General features: G+C 60.1%; 23 protein-coding genes. 12 read left to right on the top strand and 11 right to left on the bottom strand.

The features are described 5' to 3' along the window. The first annotated feature begins 27 nt into the window (after positions 1-27). Genes M1E05_RS00380 through M1E05_RS00370 form a run of 3 tightly spaced genes read left to right on the top strand, consistent with a single transcriptional unit; the run spans position 28 to position 1,407 of the window. Positions 28-489 carry a YybH family protein gene (locus M1E05_RS00380; protein ID WP_461164096.1) on the top strand — a complete coding sequence of 154 codons (462 nt, stop codon included), beginning with the start codon at positions 28-30 and terminating at the stop codon, positions 487-489. Positions 490-548: 59 nt separating this feature from the next. Then, complete coding sequence (locus tag M1E05_RS00375; protein WP_461164095.1) at positions 549-989, top strand: helix-turn-helix transcriptional regulator; 441 nt, start codon at positions 549-551, stop codon at positions 987-989. A gap of 10 nt (positions 990-999) precedes the next feature. Next, the gene (locus M1E05_RS00370; RefSeq protein WP_458112716.1) at positions 1,000-1,407 is read left to right on the top strand and encodes a VOC family protein; all 408 of its coding nucleotides are present in this window, start codon (positions 1,000-1,002) and stop codon (positions 1,405-1,407) included. 67 nt (positions 1,408-1,474) lie between these two features. Here M1E05_RS00370 and M1E05_RS00365 read toward each other — a convergent pair whose 3' ends face one another. Then, the gene (locus M1E05_RS00365) at positions 1,475-2,278 is read right to left on the bottom strand and encodes an NAD(P)H-binding protein (RefSeq protein WP_461164094.1); all 804 of its coding nucleotides are present in this window, start codon (positions 2,276-2,278) and stop codon (positions 1,475-1,477) included. 97 nt (positions 2,279-2,375) lie between these two features. On the opposite strand from M1E05_RS00365, the gene M1E05_RS00360 reads away from it, so the two are divergent. Next, complete coding sequence (locus tag M1E05_RS00360) at positions 2,376-2,774, top strand: winged helix-turn-helix transcriptional regulator (RefSeq protein WP_461164093.1); 399 nt, start codon at positions 2,376-2,378, stop codon at positions 2,772-2,774. Between the two features lie 138 nt (positions 2,775-2,912). Here M1E05_RS00360 and M1E05_RS00355 read toward each other — a convergent pair whose 3' ends face one another. Further along, positions 2,913-3,179 (bottom strand): hypothetical protein, encoded by a 267-nt coding sequence (locus M1E05_RS00355; protein ID WP_458112719.1) that lies wholly within the window; start codon positions 3,177-3,179, stop codon positions 2,913-2,915. A 518-nt stretch (positions 3,180-3,697) separates the two neighbouring features. On the opposite strand from M1E05_RS00355, the gene M1E05_RS00350 reads away from it, so the two are divergent. Both M1E05_RS00350 and M1E05_RS00345 read left to right on the top strand, forming a co-directional pair. Continuing rightward, positions 3,698-4,036: a hypothetical protein gene (locus M1E05_RS00350; protein ID WP_461164092.1), complete on the top strand. Its 339-nt coding sequence runs from the start codon at positions 3,698-3,700 to the stop codon at positions 4,034-4,036. Between the two features lie 249 nt (positions 4,037-4,285). Next, the gene (locus M1E05_RS00345; protein WP_458112722.1) at positions 4,286-4,477 is read left to right on the top strand and encodes a hypothetical protein; all 192 of its coding nucleotides are present in this window, start codon (positions 4,286-4,288) and stop codon (positions 4,475-4,477) included. Between the two features lie 164 nt (positions 4,478-4,641). On the opposite strand, the gene M1E05_RS00340 is transcribed toward M1E05_RS00345, so the two are convergent. The 5 genes from M1E05_RS00340 to M1E05_RS00320 all read right to left on the bottom strand — a co-directional run bounded on the left by M1E05_RS00340 (position 4,642) and on the right by M1E05_RS00320 (position 8,545). Next, positions 4,642-5,529, bottom strand: a complete 888-nt coding sequence (locus tag M1E05_RS00340; RefSeq protein WP_461164091.1) for a hypothetical protein — start codon at positions 5,527-5,529, stop codon at positions 4,642-4,644. A 357-nt stretch (positions 5,530-5,886) separates the two neighbouring features. Further along, entirely contained in the window at positions 5,887-6,303 is a 417-nt protein-coding gene (locus M1E05_RS00335; protein WP_458112724.1) for a hypothetical protein, read from the bottom strand. Positions 6,304-6,517: 214 nt separating this feature from the next. After that, positions 6,518-6,745 carry a DUF2283 domain-containing protein gene (locus M1E05_RS00330; protein WP_461164090.1) on the bottom strand — a complete coding sequence of 76 codons (228 nt, stop codon included), beginning with the start codon at positions 6,743-6,745 and terminating at the stop codon, positions 6,518-6,520. Between the two features lie 244 nt (positions 6,746-6,989). Continuing rightward, positions 6,990-7,724, bottom strand: a complete 735-nt coding sequence (locus tag M1E05_RS00325) for a class I SAM-dependent methyltransferase (protein WP_461164089.1) — start codon at positions 7,722-7,724, stop codon at positions 6,990-6,992. Between the two features lie 314 nt (positions 7,725-8,038). Further along, positions 8,039-8,545, bottom strand: coding sequence for an ATP-binding protein (locus M1E05_RS00320; protein WP_461164088.1), 507 nt, complete (start codon positions 8,543-8,545; stop codon positions 8,039-8,041). Positions 8,546-8,727: 182 nt separating this feature from the next. Here M1E05_RS00320 and M1E05_RS00315 point away from each other — a divergent pair, with 182 nt between their 5' ends. Next, a complete protein-coding gene (locus M1E05_RS00315) occupies positions 8,728-9,399 on the top strand; it encodes a hypothetical protein (protein WP_461164087.1) in 672 nt (223 codons plus the stop codon). A 780-nt stretch (positions 9,400-10,179) separates the two neighbouring features. Then, positions 10,180-10,680: a hypothetical protein gene (locus tag M1E05_RS00310; protein WP_461164086.1), complete on the top strand. Its 501-nt coding sequence runs from the start codon at positions 10,180-10,182 to the stop codon at positions 10,678-10,680. Positions 10,681-10,870: 190 nt separating this feature from the next. On the opposite strand, the gene M1E05_RS00305 is transcribed toward M1E05_RS00310, so the two are convergent. After that, complete coding sequence (locus M1E05_RS00305; RefSeq protein WP_461164085.1) at positions 10,871-11,809, bottom strand: DMT family transporter; 939 nt, start codon at positions 11,807-11,809, stop codon at positions 10,871-10,873. 268 nt (positions 11,810-12,077) lie between these two features. On the opposite strand from M1E05_RS00305, the gene M1E05_RS00300 reads away from it, so the two are divergent. Further along, positions 12,078-12,584, top strand: a complete 507-nt coding sequence (locus M1E05_RS00300; protein WP_461164084.1) for a GNAT family N-acetyltransferase — start codon at positions 12,078-12,080, stop codon at positions 12,582-12,584. Positions 12,585-12,733: 149 nt separating this feature from the next. Here M1E05_RS00300 and M1E05_RS00295 read toward each other — a convergent pair whose 3' ends face one another. The 3 genes from M1E05_RS00295 to M1E05_RS00285 form a co-directional block, all read right to left on the bottom strand. After that, positions 12,734-13,285 carry a GNAT family N-acetyltransferase gene (locus M1E05_RS00295; RefSeq protein ID WP_461164083.1) on the bottom strand — a complete coding sequence of 184 codons (552 nt, stop codon included), beginning with the start codon at positions 13,283-13,285 and terminating at the stop codon, positions 12,734-12,736. A gap of 125 nt (positions 13,286-13,410) precedes the next feature. Continuing rightward, positions 13,411-13,638, bottom strand: a complete 228-nt coding sequence (locus M1E05_RS00290) for a hypothetical protein (RefSeq protein WP_461164082.1) — start codon at positions 13,636-13,638, stop codon at positions 13,411-13,413. A 423-nt stretch (positions 13,639-14,061) separates the two neighbouring features. Continuing rightward, positions 14,062-14,397, bottom strand: coding sequence for a MerR family transcriptional regulator (locus M1E05_RS00285; protein ID WP_461165304.1), 336 nt, complete (start codon positions 14,395-14,397; stop codon positions 14,062-14,064). 152 nt (positions 14,398-14,549) lie between these two features. Between M1E05_RS00285 and M1E05_RS00280 the strand changes: the two genes are divergently transcribed. The 3 genes from M1E05_RS00280 (at position 14,550) to M1E05_RS00270 (ending at position 16,117) form a co-directional block, all read left to right on the top strand. Then, positions 14,550-15,293 (top strand): aminotransferase class IV, encoded by a 744-nt coding sequence (locus M1E05_RS00280; protein ID WP_461164081.1) that lies wholly within the window; start codon positions 14,550-14,552, stop codon positions 15,291-15,293. Positions 15,294-15,422: 129 nt separating this feature from the next. Beyond that, positions 15,423-15,707, top strand: coding sequence for an ArsR/SmtB family transcription factor (locus tag M1E05_RS00275; RefSeq protein WP_461164080.1), 285 nt, complete (start codon positions 15,423-15,425; stop codon positions 15,705-15,707). Beyond that, positions 15,704-16,117, top strand: coding sequence for a VOC family protein (locus M1E05_RS00270; protein WP_461164079.1), 414 nt, complete (start codon positions 15,704-15,706; stop codon positions 16,115-16,117). The genes M1E05_RS00275 and M1E05_RS00270 overlap by 4 nt, the downstream gene beginning before the upstream one ends. Positions 16,118-16,151: the final 34 nt, after the last annotated feature.

Below are 16,151 nucleotides of genomic sequence, written 5' to 3'. Positions count from 1 at the left end.
GGTTCCGGTTCGAGGTCTGGGGACAAAATGAGCGAACTTGAAGAATTCCTGGCATCGGTATTGCCGCGCCTGGAAGAAGCGGACACAGCTATTCACAACGGGGATGCCGCTCAGCGGATTGCGATGTGGTCGCGGAATGCTCCCGTAACCCTTTTTGGTGCGGCCCAGTCGAAGAGCGGATGGGATCAGATAGCCCCTGTCTTCAACTGGTTGGCCCATCGTTTCTCCGACTGCCAGTCCTTCAGATATGAGGTCGTGGCGGCCGGCGTCAGCGGTGACTTGGGTTATCTCGCGGGAATCGAGCACACCGTTGCTTCCCTTGACGGCGCCGTCACCAAGCCCTATTCACTCCGCGTCACCACCATCCTGCGACGCGAGAACGGCGAGTGGAAGGTGGTGCACCGCCACGCGGATCCGCTCCCGGAAAGCGAGGGCGCACCGGTCCTGGTGGCCCGGCTCAAGGAAAGTCCGGACACACCGGGCGCGTAAGCGCCTATCCCCGTCAACGACCCAATGAGAACTTTCGGCCCCGGTGGTAGCCTCATCACATGACTCCTCAGGACCTGGCCAACCTGGTTCTTTTGCGCCGTGCACGGGATCTGATCGACCGTGAGTACGCCCGTCCGCTGGACGTTCCCACCATGGCCCGCCAGGCATTAATGTCACCGGCGCACTTCTCCAGGCAGTTCCGCGAGGCCTATGGCGAAACGCCGTACAGCTACCTCATGACGCGCAGGATCGAGCGGGCTATGGCTCTCTTGCGGGCCGGGTGGAGCGTTACGGACGCCTGCATGGAAGTCGGGTCCACATCGTTGGGCTCGTTCAGCGCCCGGTTCACGGAGATCGTAGGGGAGACGCCCAGTTCGTATCGTTCCCGGGAGCACCACGCCGTCGAGGCCATGCCCGCGTGCATTGCCAAGATCAGGACCCGTCCCGCCCAGTACGTGAAAAGCAGTATTCGAGAAGCGGTACCGGCAGCTTCGGACTAGCGTTGCCACCATGACTATCGCACTCCAGTACTGCAATATCACTGTCAACGATCCCGAAGAGTCACTCGCGTTCTACCGTGATGCTCTCGGCCTTGAGGTCAGGAACGACGTCGCCCAGGGCGGCTTCCACTGGATCACCCTTGGAATGCCGGACCAGCCTGGCCTCGAGATCGTTCTGTCCTCGCCGCATGCTGGCCGTTCCCAGGCCGACGGAGACGCACTCCAGGAGCTCCTCGTCAAGGGTGTTCTCCCCATGCTTGTGTTCCGTACTGATGATCTGGACGGGTTATTCGAGAAAGTCCGGGCCTCCGGCGCAGAGGTGATGCAGGAGCCTATCGACCAGCCATGGGGCCCACGCGACTGTGCCTTCCGTGATCCTTCCGGCAACATGATTCGGATTTCCCAGTCACCTGCCTAAAAGCCAAACCACAAAGGAAAGGGCGACGGCGGCACCCGGCCTGGGCGCTCGGGCCAGTTGCTACTGGTCATGCGGTCGCTGCGGCCGCGGCAATGTGGAGTGCGTTCAGGGGTTCCCGTCCAAGGATGGCGGTGATGTCGGTGCCTGTTTCCTCAAGGAATCCGTGGCTTACTGCGGAATGTATGGACAGCAGCATAGGAGGCTGGAAGGGCAGCAGCGCGGCAGAATCCAGGGCCTGTCGTAGTTCGGTGAGCTTGACCGGCCGGTATTCCGCCCCCAGTGTGTCAGCTATGTTCTGCCCCGTGACGACGGTGTTCCCGACGAAATTATAGGTTCTGCCTTGGTGTATTTCGGGGTTCCGCGCGATGATTGCCGCTGCTTCTGCAAGATCCTGACGGGCGACGGCGGCGACGCCGCCCTGTCCGAATGGGGCAGAGATGACTCCTTCACGGGGAGCCAGGAGATGGCCGATCAGCTCCGCGTAGAGACCGTTCCTCAAAATCGTCCACTGCGCCTTTCCGCTTTGAAGGCGGCGTTCTGTCCAGCGATGGGCCAACGCGAATCCCAGATGATCGCCGGCCTCGGTGAGGCTCGTGTACACGATGTGCCTGACCCCGTCGCGTTCGGCCGCCGTTATGGCGTTGTTGTGCCGCGTGATGACGACATCGTCTTCTTCAGTTCCGGCGGACACCATTACCAATGTCTCCACGCCCTCGAAGGAGATTGTTTCGGGGACGTCGAAGTCCAAGGCCCGAAGCTGGTCGCTGCTGCTGGGATTACGGGTTGCTCCGCTTGCAGCCGCTCCCGCCTGCGTGAAGTGTTGAAGGATTGCTTTGGCGAGGTGGCCGGAGGCGCCGGTTACGAGAATCATGGGCATGCTCATTTCACTGGTACTTTTCGGTAACTAGACTCATCTTCGGTAACAAGGCGAGAGCCCACAAGGAGGCACTTTGGTGTTAGGCAGTCACATGGAAGTAACCCCTGTCTTGGAACCCTGCGGCGAACCCGACCATCCAGACTGTGGAATCCGCGACGTTCTGGATCGAATCGGGGATAAATGGTCGGTGCTGGTCATCGTGGAGCTGGCCTCGGGTGTCCGGCGCTTTCGCGAGCTCCAGCGGGCCATCGAAGGGATTTCGCAGCGCATGCTGACCCTCACGGTGAGACGCCTCGAACGGGACGGCCTTGTTACACGCACGGTCTACGCGACTGTCCCTGCCCAAGTCACCTACCAACTCACTGAGCGTGGAAGCAGCCTCACCCTGCTGGTCAAACAGCTCGCAGACTGGTCCTTGGAACACAAAGACTCCATAGGAGCATCACGGGAGCTATACGACCTGCAAAACCCTGACCAGCAGATCCGCTAACAAAGCCAATTTCGCCACGGTCTCCTTTGAGGAGCCATGCGCGCACGAATGCTGGGATTGGTCCGCCTAGGGACGGTCAGCTTTCAATGGGCCTCGACAGCTAGCTGCCACACGCAGCCGAACCCTCAATGGGTCGTTTTAGAGTGTGCTCTCTCTTAACGCCCTGCTGTAGTCCTCACGGTGGTTCCGGACGTCAGCGGACACAACGAGGAGCCGGCGAGTCAGTCGCTGCGCAAAGTACCCCTTATAAGGCAGAACAATGATGGTGTCGAGTCCGCTCTCCCACGCCGGGATCAGCTCCTGGAGACTTTGACGTTCCCCACCGTGGGGAAACTTCGGGACAAGGCTTCGGTCCCACGCCTGGTAGGCGTCACTATCCAGGCCTTCCCACCCATAGCGCTGCATCCACCGGGCGCCATGAAAGGGCTCAATCCGTGATCAGGATCCTCGGCCTCTCGCATTTCAGAAGGCGTGGGATGGTGCGTCGAATCCTCAATCTCGTACCAGGCCCAAGCTTGCTCCCAAGCCGTTTTCCAGCGCTTGTCCCACGTCTCTGCATCAGCTGACGCAGGCATCCGGGAGCTACCACAGTCAGGCACAGGGTCCAGGGGCGGGATGTCCACATCTCCAGCCAGCGCCCAAGCCTGCCGGACAAAGAGCAAGAGAGTCAGGTGGTGAGGATCATCCTTGACTGTAATCAGCATGTCGTGCGGCCAGGGAGGTCGTCGTTTCGGCATTCTCCATTGCATTTACGCTTGCCCCCATTCGGCCCACAGCCCAGGGTCGCCGTAGTGGGTTCAGCATCGCACCGACCCTGAGCTCTGTAAACGACGGACGTTCTATCGGAGGAACCCAATCGTCGCATTTGAGGAACCCTGACCGGGCAGACTGATGGCCGGAAGGGGGATCCCTCACCGGCCGAGATGCTACAAACGAAGCCTGCCGGTTTCTGGCTCAAGCTGACGATACTGTCCGCGTTCCTGCTGTTCTTGGTCTTCTTCCAAGGTGTCTCCGCCGGCGGGCTTGACGTGGGGGAGGCGTGCGAATTGCGTGGACACACGTACGACCACGAATACCGCAGTCAAAACGGGCATGAGCAGCTCCAGCTGTTCCCCCTGACCACCAAGTGCAACGCCGAGTACGACATGGTTCCTCTGTGGACGAACCCGGCGCTGGCGGTGCTGGCCCTCCTGACCGCGTCCTTCTTCGGGATGGCGCTGGCCGCCCTGTTCATCCGCGTAAAGAGCAGGCTCCGAGGATGATGCCCTAATTGCCCGGCCGGATTCCGCACCGTAGACCAACTTGTGTGCAGGAGCGGCCCCCACAGACCTCGTTCTCGGCGGCCTTTCCTGTGAGCTCGTTTATCGCGTGCCCGCTCATGAACGCTCTGCGGGACAGAGTCGTCACCCAGGGTGTGCCCCGAAGGAATTCTCGGCCCGGAGCGAGAATAAGCCGTCAGATAGGCTGACTGCGAACGGGCTGCGGAACAGCCCACTGCATTGGGGGATGGCATGGACCATAGAACGAGACTATTGATCGCCGGCGCCGGGATTGCCGGCTTGAGCGCGCTGATGCAACTGCTGTTCGTTATTAACAAGCTGCCTGTCATCTTTTGGTCAGATCTTCTGGGCGGTATCGCCGCAGCTGTCGTCACAACGATTCTCTTGGTCCTTCTCCGTGGTCGTTCTCAGCGGTCGGCATGACCGGCCGGATTGAAGCTGTGATGATCAACGGGGCGGGTTCCGGCACGGGGAACGACCCACCGTGTGGTTTTGTTGACTCCATACCAAATGCGTTGGGTGACCGCAGCGCCCGGGTAAGGGATACTTCACCGGGCACCCGAACCCACCTGCACATTCCGGCGCTGTCATCGTCGCATGATCCAGTCCACGGGGTAGCCGAGTTCCTCGAGGGTTAGGAGCAGCGGTTCCGGAGGCGACGCATAGACATAGATCTCAAAGTCTTCCCCGCGGATGTGGATTCGCGTGGAAAATAGTCCGCGTCTTGTGAACACCTCGAATACCTGTTCCCTGCGGAAGTGCCATGGCCCGAAAATGAGTCCAAGACCGAACCGAAACCTGAAATGGAGCTCCTCTGAGGTCGCGCTGAGTTCTACGAGCGGTATCGTGGCTCGGATTGTCCGGTACTTGAAGCCGACATTACGTCGATAAGGCTCCATCGGCCTTCGTCTCCGCGGTCGGCTGAGTGTGTTCGCCAAAAGTACTGCCTCGTGCTCCTGCGCGCCACTTCCTGCGGAGTGTGGTGACCTCTTGCCGAGAGCCACCAGGATCATCCAGAGAGCCAAGGCGGCAGCGCCGACGAGTGTGAGGGCGGCGCTCACCTCTGCCATGGCAGACGCCGGCTCGTGGATTCTCCACCCGAACCAGGAGACGCCGATGAAGCCAAGCCAATAAGTCAGGAACGAAAACCCCAAGAGCATGGCTGGTGCGGCGTCGCTCAATCCCTTGAGGTCGTTGCCCCTGAAGAGACTCAGAATCTTCCCGTATTCGGGGTCGGGACCGGTCAGGGAGTTCACCGCGAAGATGAGCCCGATAACGATGGAAGCGTGGAGGCCGAAGGCCAGTAGCCCGAGGGGCCCTGATTGTGCCGTGCCGGACAGGACCGCGGCGGTGCTGCTGGATACCGCGCCTGTGATGAGCACGCCCAGAATGGTCAGGTTGGCCGCGGCGCAGATGCCGGCGGTGACCCGCACGATCACCGGAGTTGCCCCGACGTCTGACTCTGAGTCCCCCATGGCTGAAAGTGTAGGCCTCTGCACCGGTATTGGTTGGGTTCTGCCAATTAAGGGATAGATTTCTGGTATCAACAGGACGGGGGCAGGGGCGCAGGCGGAGCGGATTCAACTTACTGCCGAGTTGCATGTCCCCTCGGTCTCGGTTCCCAGCGACGGAGCTCCATGTCAATGCCGGGAGCTTTGCACCATTTCTTATTGTAAGGATTGCGCGCCTTTACACCCGTGAACCCCCGGACAGGGCAACGTCCGTTAGCTGGTGGATCACCGCGCCGTCTTGTGTGCGTTAGACGAACCTTGGGTTCGCAAGAACCCAAGGAACCCTAAACGGACAGTTAGTCCCCGAGCTTGCAGTCTCGCTCAGAGCACGGCGCCGTTTCCAGCGATGATGCGTTTCCGGAGGAATTGATTCGACGGCGGAAGCCACATCAGTACGGCGCCGAGCGCGACAGGGATAAAAGCGAACATCGGCTCTATCGGGGGAACAGCTATGACAATAATGGCAAACAGTCCAGCGACCAGGGACAGCAGAGCCCTGGCTACCCGGGACCGGTAAAGCATCAGAATCGGAACGCCAATCACGACCACTGTGTATCCAGCCAGAACGACAAGGGTACCTGAGCCGAACCAGCCGGAGTCTCTTATGTGGGACGGCACCAACAGGGATGGGATCAGCGTGCCAAGGCCGGACCACACACCGGGAACGAGCCAACACAAAACACTGAGGGTGAGGCTCCATGGCACGTGCCGGCCGCTCACATGTAACTGCTTAGTCATAAGCCCCCCGACGCTTTCAGCTATGGAGCCATTCAACGCCTCCCACTGCCCTCCGTCCAACAGTTGCAACGACTGAAGAGCAGCTGGAGGTTCCGGCTCAGCAGCTAGATGGGTCAATGCTGTCCTTTAGGGATGTCCCGGCTAGAGCCCTAGAATCGTCCCTGAGAGGAACCCTGACTGGATCAGATTCGGTTCGTCGAACAGGGCGGGGTCCTCATCCCTGAATAAGTCGATCCAGTAGTTCTGGCGGCAATTTGCTCTTCGCATCGAGAACTTCCACACGGACGAGTCGTCCGTCGCGGTCAAAATCGAGATTGATCATTCCGTCGACTTCAATGGGATCGCACAGATAAGTTTTTTTCACATCCCCGGCTAGGATCTCATCCGCAAAATAGACGTACACAGCGTCAGCTTCTTGGTCATATGTCATTCGTGTACTCACTCTGGAACGGTGCATCTGCTGATTGTCCCTACACTCTGCCTGGAAAAATGGGGGATACAAGAACCAATAACTTGTAATTGGTTCAATGCCGTCGTTAGTCCCGCCGGTGGACGCTGCACTGCGAAGGCACCACCTGTATAGCGCTTCCGTCCCGTAAGCCGGTGCCTGAGCGGGACGCTACATGGCCGTCCGGTCTCGCCGCGGACGGTGTGATCATGCGACGCCGGGATGAGGAGAATGTGGGTCAGGTTGGTAACCCTGCGCGTCGCTGAGCGGTGACGAGATAATTTGGTTGGGTCGCGTCGTACGTGGACCCTGCGAGGCTTAGACCTGCGGCCGCGACATCGGCTAGCAGTTCCTCGTGGTGGAAGGGCCAGATAGGCAGCAATTCGGTCGTCACCTGCAGCTGGTCACCGTCCTGGAGTGCTGCCACGGAAATCTGCAGGTGGTGTTCGGCGTCCCATGAAGGCGGCACCTGCCAGGAGTACACCACCATTGCCTTGCGGCCGGCTGAGCGGATCTGCTCCCAGTTGCGGGAGGTCAGCGCCAGCACCCCACCTGTAGCCAACACGGATGCCATGCCGTCGAGTGCGGCGCGCCGGCCACTGCGGCCGACCGCGTGCGCGAGCGAGTTCCCGACGCACATCACAGCGTCGAACCGGTCCTGCCAGCCTGGATCGGGTAGCTGGTCCCAGCGGCATACCCGCGTCGACACCTCGACTCCGTGAGCGCGAGCCAGCGCCTGGGTCCGCTCGACCATCGCCGGGCTGGCATCGCACGCAGTGACCCGGAATCCGGCCTCAGCCAGCCCCACCGCCAGCAACCCAATCCCACAGGCGCAGTCCAAGATCTGTCCCCCTGGGTCGAGCCCCGCCGTCACCATCTCGAACCCCTGCGCATTGCCCGCCGGGGACGCCTTAGCATCCGGTACCAGCCACTCATACACAGACGCCAATGACCCGTAAGCAACCTCACCCACAGTGATCCCTCCCCACGCACATTGTGGCACGCCCCTTGTCGTCTTGTCTGCCTTCCTGGCCGTTCATCGTAGACCCTCCGCGCTGATGCTCGGCTCAAGGTTTAACGTTCAAGGCTCGATCTCACCTAGCGGCGCAAAGCTCGTTCCTCCACCGGTGGGCCATGCGCGGGCTGCTGGCCATCGCATACCCCGATCCACTGAAGACGAATCGAGAGGCCTCACGCGCTCGCAGGGTCCGCCCCAAACTCGGTCCGTCAGCGGACGTCCGCAAGCGGATCCCTCAGCGGACACACCACGCCGGACGTTTCGCGCTCTCAGCGGTCAAGCACCGAATCCACGATCTGCTGTGCGGCCTGGTCCGCTGTGATGTGTGTGGTGTCGATGACCTCGGCTTCATTGTGCAGCCAGGTATGAGCTGCCTCGGCGTATGGCTCCAAGTATGCGAAGCGGAACGTTGAAGGGCCGAGTACTTTGTCGTTCTGTATGCGGTCGCGGAGCGTGGCCTGGTCGGCGTGGAGCACGAAATGCTGGATCGGAATGCCGTACTTTGTAAGGCCATCGCTGATCTCCCGCCAGTAGCTCTCGACCAGAACAGTCATCGGCATCACGAGTGTACCTCCGGTGTACTCGAGCACGCGCCGAGCGGTTTCGACAACGAGCCCCCGCCACGGCTCCCAGTGCTGGAAGTTGTCCGTTGCAGGAAGTCCCGGCTTGATGTCCATGAGCACCTCACCGACCTTCTCACCGTCGAGGACGCGCGCGTCGGGCAGCAATTGCCACGAGCTTGCTCGTCGTCGTCTTTCCCGCCCCGTGGGTGCCATTGAGCCAAACAATCATGGACCGAACTCTAGTGCCAAAGAAGTTTCTTTCATGCGCCCCAAAGCCGGTCCCTCACCGCACTGTTGGTGTCCGTTGCGGAACCTTTTGAGCCTAGAGTGCATTTGCTAGCGCCTTGAGTATGGTCCTGCCCTGCGTGCCAGTGTGAACGTGCTTTAGTTATCGGGTGAAGAGAGCAGTAGATGTTTATGCCGTCATCCTCCAAGTAGCTGGATTTCTGACGCTCGGACTGTATGGAGTGTCACAAGCCCAAGGGGAGGATCCCCGCGGCGTCGCTGTTCTCGTCCTGCTGGGGGGCGGGCTCGTACTGACGATGGCCTATTCCTGGCGGCAGTATCGCAATGTCCGAAGCACCCGCCGGATGCTGGCAGGAAAACCGTTCCGCGCCTACACCTTTCACGCATCCGCTGCTAAAGAGTACAAACATGCACCAGCGACTGTTTGGGCTCTGATCCGACCCGCTGAGGCCGCCATCCTCTTAGATGGCGCTGCTAGGGCGTTCAAAGTGCCAGGCACCCCAGATGGGGAAGGCGAATTGCAGTGTTTTATCTCAACAGAGGGGCAAGTTTCGGCCATTGAGGTTATGAGCGAGGACCCTGGCCGTTCAGCCGTGACCAGGTCTGTCTGTTCTTCAGAACAGCCGTCGGTTAAGACAACATACTCCCTGGAAAACATCACCGCTGGTTGCCGACTGACCATGAAAATTCTTGTCGAGTCCCCGGTCCCAATACCCGCTGCGTATCAGAAGGCGATCCGGAAGCATAACCGAGGCTGTGTGGAAAAAGTAGGGCACTTACTGGACAGTCAGTTTGTGCGGAAGGTCGACCAAAACTTCTGATGGCATAGTCGTTTGCGGCACCCGGGCGCCTACTCGGAGCGTTTCCCTCCGGGGGTGGAAGCGTTCCATTGATTCGTTGAAGGAAAACAAAACGTCGCGACAGCGCCCGCAAGCGGAACCTTGAGCGCGCGGCCCTAGTCACCCGTGTCAGCCGACCGCTTCCGCTGAGCGGAGGCATAGATGTGGGTGAAGTAGACACGTACTCGCTATCGTCCGAGAACTCCGACAGGTCCAAATCGTTGCTTGTCTCGAACTCTGACCACAGCTTTTCCCCAACAGAGTCCCAGGACGTCGGACCGCAGCCGCAACACCAGGGGAACGACTTCGCCATCCAACCCAGGACGAACCGAACCGTGGTGTCAATCTCGGAAGGCGATGTGAGGTAGGCAGCCAGTTCGGGGAAAAGAGAGGCATCGTAGTCGTAGTCAGGTAGACCCGTCAGAAAGTCAGGTTCACTGCAGGACCACCAGTCGATGAATGCGAGCCTGAGAGCGGTTCCTTTGTCCGGCGGAAGGGAGTGCCAGCGATCAAGCAACGCTTCGCGCGACGCGGAGAGTGCTTCCGGGCGCTCCAACTCAATTGCTTCACGCAATGACAAGGGCCGCTTCTCGTTCATGCCGCGAGTCTACGGCACCTGTTTCGGCTGAGTTTGGCGCCCGTAAGCCGAAGGGTAAGTGGGACGCCTTCACCCCCATTTGTGGACCCGTTCCCTGTGAGTGATGATCCTGTGGCGGGGTCACAGGATCACAGGCGCTAGGCTGCGAGTATGGGGTATGGGGCATGGGGCATGGGGGAAAAGACAGGCAGCGCTCGGCTATATGGATAGGGGTAGCGGGATTCCTGCTCGTGGTGGGCTACGCAGTTGCCGGTGCGCTCCAGGTCCTGGTGTGGAACCCTCTGGCTGCTGTACCAGGCGCAACGCTGGCCGAAATCCATGCGCTTATGGATCAGGCGAATGAATCACTTGCGGCGCCAGCGGTTCTTATATGGGCAGCCGCTGGAATTTTGTTGGCTGCAGCAGTTCTGATTGCGGGGCTGAAGCATTCCATCTCGAGAAGAGCCGCTGCAGGGCTCTACCTATTGCTGCTCGTGCTAGCGGTACCATCACATTGGATGGCATCCTTTCCAGCCGGGATGGGGCTCGCTGATGCCTTTGCAACTTCGGGCGGGGATCACGCGCCTTGGGGCAAGGTTCTCTATGCCGTCAGCGCCCTGTCATTGGTAGCAGTGTTCGTGGTCATTGTCGGAAGGAACCGCACCCCAGACGCGGCGGCCACCTGACTTTTAATCGTTGCTTTCAATGCCAGTAAGCCGGTCGATCACCCGGCCCTTGCTGCGCGTTAGCCGAACCTTAAACGGTCATTTTCCACTGAGGCTACTCGGGACTGAAGGCGAAGGCCTTGCGGCACATCTATGCGGCCCCGAGGAATCCTGAAACACCCCTCGGGGAGACTGCCAATATTGGTGAGGATCAGTGGAGCTGTTTGGGTCTCGGGCTCCGTCGTATGCGGACAGCAACGCCGGCGCAGAGAATGACGGCCAGACCGCCGATGATGGTGGTCGAAGTCAAGGTCTCGCCCAGCAGAAGACCTGCCCAACAGATGCTTAGGACCGGCTGCGCCAGTTGGATCTGGCTTATCTGTGCCATCGGCCCGATCGCAAGGCCGCGGTACCAGGCGAAGAAACCCAGGAACATGCTGACGACCCCAAGGTAGGCGAACGCTGCCCACTGCAAGGGTGTACCGGACGGGACCTGCTGCGCCATGGAGAGGGCGGTCAGGACCACCATTAGGGGCGAGGCTAGGACAAGCGCCCAAGATACTGTCTGCCACGCGCCCAGTTCACGGGCCAGCAAACCTCCCTCCGCGTACCCGATGGCTGCGGCAATGACAGCGACGAAGAGCAGCAAGTCCGCCCAATGCAGCTGCCCTAAACCACCCGATTGTGTAGAAGCGAAGGCCATCGCCGCCACCGAACCCACCGCTGTCACGATCCAGAAGACAACCGGTGGACGTTCTCGGCTGCGGAGGACGACCATCGTAGCCGTGGCCGCCGGCAAGAGAGCGATGACGACGGCTCCATGACTGGCAGGCGCGGCAGTAAGCGCGAAGGACGTGAGCAGCGGGAAGCCCACGACAATCCCTGCAGCGACAATGGCGAGCCGGGCCCACTGCACGCCTCGCGGAAAGCGCTGCCTCGCCAGAGACAGGGCCATGGCGGCAAGGAAGGCCGCCACCACCGCCCGTGCCGATCCGATGAACAACGGCGATAGGCCGCCGACTGCCAGCTTCGTGAAGGGGACCGTGAAGGAGAAGGCAACTACTCCAACGAGGCCCCACCAGAGGCCGGATGCTGTCCGGTACGGTAGCACAGGTCGGATTATCGCAGTAGCGCTACTTTGTAGTCTCATGAGCGACGATAGCAGTTCCCTCTAAAGCCTGCTGTCCCTGCTCTCGGCAGGATCGTTTACGTCATCTGGGTGACGCGGTTTTTTGTGGCAGCGCGATGAATACTGGGCGTACGCGGCAGAGACCCCAAGCACCCCGTACGCTTTCCCGAGCGTTCAGACGAGAACTAGCCGCTACTCACAAGCCAGTTAGGTGAAGCATAAGGGGAACCTTGAACGCTCCGAGGGCGCCTGCGGAAGGGCCATTGTCGTTGATCGATATAGTTGCGGCATGCCCGAGTTGATCGTACCGACCGAACGGCTTCATAAAGCTTGGCTTCAGGCCCATGCCGAGTGGGGGGCGGGACTCCACGAGGATGGTTTCGGATTGTTGGCCACCGATGATGTCGACTCGCTGGCCGGGTTCCACACCTGGTTGGCGAGGCTTGCCGGCGAGTCAGGCAGTTGTACTTATTGGTGGATCGTTGACGATGACGAAATCCTGGGCGGGATCGCGCTGCGGCACCAAAACCACGAACTGGTGGCACAGGCTGGACACATCGGCTACGGCATCCGGCCGTCCTCGCGCGGGCATGGGCTGGCTACCTGGGCACTAGGTCAAGTAGTAGATGAGGCGCGGGCGCTCGGCATGGACCGAGTGATGGTTATCTGCGAGGACGGCAACAGCACCTCTGCTAAGACGATCGAGCGTCAAGGCGGTATTCTCGAGCTCGATCGGGACACCAACAACGGCGCCGTGCGACGCTACTGGATCACAATCCGTCAGCCGCAAAAGTAGCTCTCTGACGATGTCGAAATGCCGTTGGCGAATAGCGCCGGCCTCAGGCTAAGCCAAACGTTGATGATCATGATGTCTTCGGCGTCGTGGTGGCTTTCCCATTTGAGGAACCTTGAGCGGGACACCTAACACGAATAGCCAGGATGTGGTCAAGGTCGCGTTGTCGCGTAGAGCAGCATGTCGCGCCTGGTATCACCAATCTGCTGGTGGCTCCGGAGCAGGCCCTCACGCTGGAAACCAGCCGCCTCGGCAACCCGACTTGAGTTGCTGTTCCACGGTTCGATGTACAGCTCGATCCGGTGCAGAGTGGGGATGGTCCAAGTGAACGCGGTCAGTGCTTTCAGCGCACTGCTGGCGATCCCGCGTCCCCGGTGGGCGGGTGCAACCGAGTAGCCGACCGTCGCGCGTCCGGCCGACATGTTCTGAAGCCACAGCCCGATGGCCCCGACGGCGTTGTCGGACTCGGCATCGGCGATGGCGAAGGACAACCCTGCTCCTTCGGTTAACCGGCCGCGCTGACGGTAGATCCACTCCAGAGCCTGCTGTGCTGTGGGGAGGGCGGGAAGGCTCCCAATGAGAGGGATGTAAGGGTCGTCCCCCAACTCGAAGGCGAGATGTACGTCGTCGTCGGTAAACTCGCGCAAAACGATTGAACCGTATGTGGGTGGTGTGATTGGCCAGGACGGCAGGCGCTCAGTCATATGTCGATTATCGCCGGGGTCATCGTCCGTGTGCTCAGGATTCCCTCGATCATGCCGGACAGAATGGCTTTTCCACCCTCAATCCGTTTCCGGTGAGGGATCCTTGACCGGGACCGTGCTACAGGTCAGTGGCGGGTGCTGTGCGAAGTCATGATCGTGCCGTCCGAGACCAGTGCAACTCGGATGGATGCAGCGTGGAGGTCGATTTTGCCGAGGTCCCCTTCAACGGTGTAGTGATTTCCCTCGATGATGAGGGAGTCGATATTGCCGTAGTCGACTGACCAGTCAGGGTCGCGCGAAGGCCGGGAACTGAGCTGACCCGTCCAATTCACATCTGTTACACCGTCGAACACCAGTACTCCCTTGCGGTAGCAGTATTGCTCTCCGGGGCGCGCCGGGCCATAGGAGGGGTGTTCCTCGGTCAGTACGAACTACGCGGTAATGACAAGTTGTCCTCGCTTTGCACTGATGTCCAATACCCAGCTGTCTTCCAGGTAGAAGCCCCTAAGAACTTCATGTTCAAAGTACTTTCCCAACGTCGGCCTTCCTACCTGCCCATGTACCGATGAATCGCACGGTCCGGTCAACTGTAGCGCTGGGTGGAAAGCAGCGCGCCCGTAAGCCGGTCCCTCACCGGTTATCGCACCATGCCCCACCGGGCGATGCGACAGACCGCGCGGTTCCGAAGTTTCCGGATTCCCACAAGACCCGCCCGCAAAATTGCCCGGTGAGGGTCCCATATACGGTGCAGCAGTTTTGTATGCAAAAATGGCCGGTCATGAACCGGCTAGTCGTCTGTCAGGTCCAAGGCTGGAAGAATCGATCAATCCCTGGAGGGCCTGGCGAGTGCTGACCAGTTCCGCGATTCTCTCGTCACGAGCGCGAAGGTGTTCAACCAAAGTTGGCACCGCGCAGAGCTCCAAACGCCCCGGATCGTGGATGCAGTCTAGGAGTTCGCTGATGATGCGTGTGGGAAGACCAGCATCCAGCAGCAGCCGAATGTGCCGGATTTGCTCGACCGCGGCGATTTCGAAGTGTCTCTGCCCGGTCGAGGAGCGTTCTGCCGAGATTAGGCCCTGATTCTCGTAGTAGCGAATAAGTCGGGGACTCACGCCGCTGAGAGAGGCGACTTCACCGACTCGGAGGAGCTTCCGGCCCCCAAGGCTTGCCTTTGACACTAGTGTCAACTCCTACATTTGCAGTTATGTCATTCTCGCTTACTTACTTCAACGGTCGGATTCCTACGGCTGAGGACCTTGCACCGTTGGCCTTCACAGGCTACTCCCACTTCACCGCCATGCAGGTACGCGACCGTTCGGTCAAGGGCTTGGACTTGCATTTGAGCCGTCTCCACACCGCCAGCAGCCTGCTGTTCGACCAGCACCTGCCGGATTCCCAGGTCCGTGAGTACCTGCGTGTGGCAATTGAGGCCGCACCGCCGGACTCGTCCGTGACGTGCTTCCTAGCCTCGCGACCCGGAGAGTTCATGCCAGCTGGTCCGGTGAGTGCTCTCGACGTCCTGATCAAGGTTTTTGAACCAGCGGAGCCACCCGCAGCCCCGATGGCCTTCGACGTGGCTCGGCATGAGCGCCACCTGCCGCAGATCAAGCATGTTGGCGAAGTCTCAAAGACGTTCTATCTGAGAAGGGCTAACGCGCGCGGCTTTGACGACGCCGCCTTCGAAGATGGGGCCGGTCGCATAAGTGAAGGCACGATATGGAATTTAGCCTTCTGGGATGGCGCGCAAGTTATCTGGCCAGAGGCTGATGTCCTGTCAGGCGTGACTATGCAGATCTTGGTTCGACAGCTTGAAGCCAGGGGCATACCCCAGCAGACTCGACCGGTCCGCCAGCTCGATCTGACTGAAGGCATTTCAGCTGCGGCAATGAACTCTTGGACGCCAGGCATCCCGCTAACATGTCTTGGCGACCACCAGCTAAAAAACGATTCGGCGTTGACGCGGCTCCTTCATGATGTCTATGCCGCTGAGCCACTGGTCAGAATTTGACGGCCGCATTCCTACGGGTTTTCCGGAATAGACAACAGTCGTGCTTCGACGGGAAAGTTCATAATCGGCAATTGACGCTCCAAAAGCCGATACTTGATATGCAAGTCGCCACTTGCCTATTATGGAGCCATGGTCGATGTCTTCCGCGCTCTTGACGACGAGACGAGGCGCCTGGTCCTTGACGAACTGTCAGCGCGGGACGGCCAGACCCTGTTCGAGATCTGCACCACGCTGGCAATGCGTCACGGCCTCACCCTCACACGTCAGGCGATCTCCCAGCATCTCGGAGTGCTCGAGTCGGCTGGCCTGGTGGTAACCGAGCGGCGGGGACGCTCCAAATTCCACTACTTCAATCCAGAGCCACTCGCCCAGATCACCGGACGATGGCCAGCCAGAAAAAGGACTGAACAATGAAAATTTCCCTGACGAGCCTGTTCGTTGACAACCAGCGGGCAGCCCTCGCCTTCTATACCGAGGTGCTCGGCTTCAAGAAGCGGCATGACATCCCCCTCGGGGAGAACTTCTGGCTAACCGTTGAGTCACCCGAGGTGGTTGACGGTCCGGAGCTTTTGCTGGAGCCGGCTGGTCACCCTGCAGTGAAGCCGTACCGGGATGCGCTGATGGAAGACGGTATTCCCCTCGCTCAGTTCGCCGTCGAGGACATCGAGGCCGAGTACGCCAGGCTGACCAACAAGGGTGTCGTGTTCACCCAGCCGCCCACCGACATCGGCACCGCTTTCGTAGCCGTCCTCAACGACACCTGCGGCAACCTCATTCAGCTCATCGAAATGAAGCCGAACTGGAACGACGCCGACGCCAGCTGAGGGGGAGTGGCGGCCGCTGTGGCTGGACCGTCAA

This window comes from Arthrobacter sp. R4-81 (genome assembly GCF_054792365.1).
This window is presented reverse-complemented; position numbering and strand designations above follow the sequence as displayed.

Coding starts and splice junctions, on each gene's coding strand:
- M1E05_RS00350 (WP_461164092.1), top strand. CDS start 3,698: ATGCTACAAACGAAGCCTGCCGGTTTCTGGCTCAAGCTGACGATACTG.
- M1E05_RS00380 (WP_461164096.1), top strand. CDS start 28: ATGAGCGAACTTGAAGAATTCCTGGCATCGGTATTGCCGCGCCTGGAA.
- M1E05_RS00320 (WP_461164088.1), bottom strand. CDS start 8,545: ATGGCACCCACGGGGCGGGAAAGACGACGACGAGCAAGCTCGTGGCAA.
- M1E05_RS00300 (WP_461164084.1), top strand. CDS start 12,078: ATGCCCGAGTTGATCGTACCGACCGAACGGCTTCATAAAGCTTGGCTT.
- M1E05_RS00270 (WP_461164079.1), top strand. CDS start 15,704: ATGAAAATTTCCCTGACGAGCCTGTTCGTTGACAACCAGCGGGCAGCC.
- M1E05_RS00365 (WP_461164094.1), bottom strand. CDS start 2,278: ATGATTCTCGTAACCGGCGCCTCCGGCCACCTCGCCAAAGCAATCCTT.
- M1E05_RS00375 (WP_461164095.1), top strand. CDS start 549: ATGACTCCTCAGGACCTGGCCAACCTGGTTCTTTTGCGCCGTGCACGG.
- M1E05_RS00340 (WP_461164091.1), bottom strand. CDS start 5,529: ATGGGGGACTCAGAGTCAGACGTCGGGGCAACTCCGGTGATCGTGCGG.
- M1E05_RS00355 (WP_458112719.1), bottom strand. CDS start 3,179: ATGCAGCGCTATGGGTGGGAAGGCCTGGATAGTGACGCCTACCAGGCG.
- M1E05_RS00335 (WP_458112724.1), bottom strand. CDS start 6,303: ATGACTAAGCAGTTACATGTGAGCGGCCGGCACGTGCCATGGAGCCTC.
- M1E05_RS00345 (WP_458112722.1), top strand. CDS start 4,286: ATGGACCATAGAACGAGACTATTGATCGCCGGCGCCGGGATTGCCGGC.
- M1E05_RS00305 (WP_461164085.1), bottom strand. CDS start 11,809: ATGAGACTACAAAGTAGCGCTACTGCGATAATCCGACCTGTGCTACCG.
- M1E05_RS00275 (WP_461164080.1), top strand. CDS start 15,423: ATGGTCGATGTCTTCCGCGCTCTTGACGACGAGACGAGGCGCCTGGTC.
- M1E05_RS00370 (WP_458112716.1), top strand. CDS start 1,000: ATGACTATCGCACTCCAGTACTGCAATATCACTGTCAACGATCCCGAA.
- M1E05_RS00360 (WP_461164093.1), top strand. CDS start 2,376: ATGGAAGTAACCCCTGTCTTGGAACCCTGCGGCGAACCCGACCATCCA.
- M1E05_RS00310 (WP_461164086.1), top strand. CDS start 10,180: ATGGGGCATGGGGGAAAAGACAGGCAGCGCTCGGCTATATGGATAGGG.
- M1E05_RS00295 (WP_461164083.1), bottom strand. CDS start 13,285: ATGACTGAGCGCCTGCCGTCCTGGCCAATCACACCACCCACATACGGT.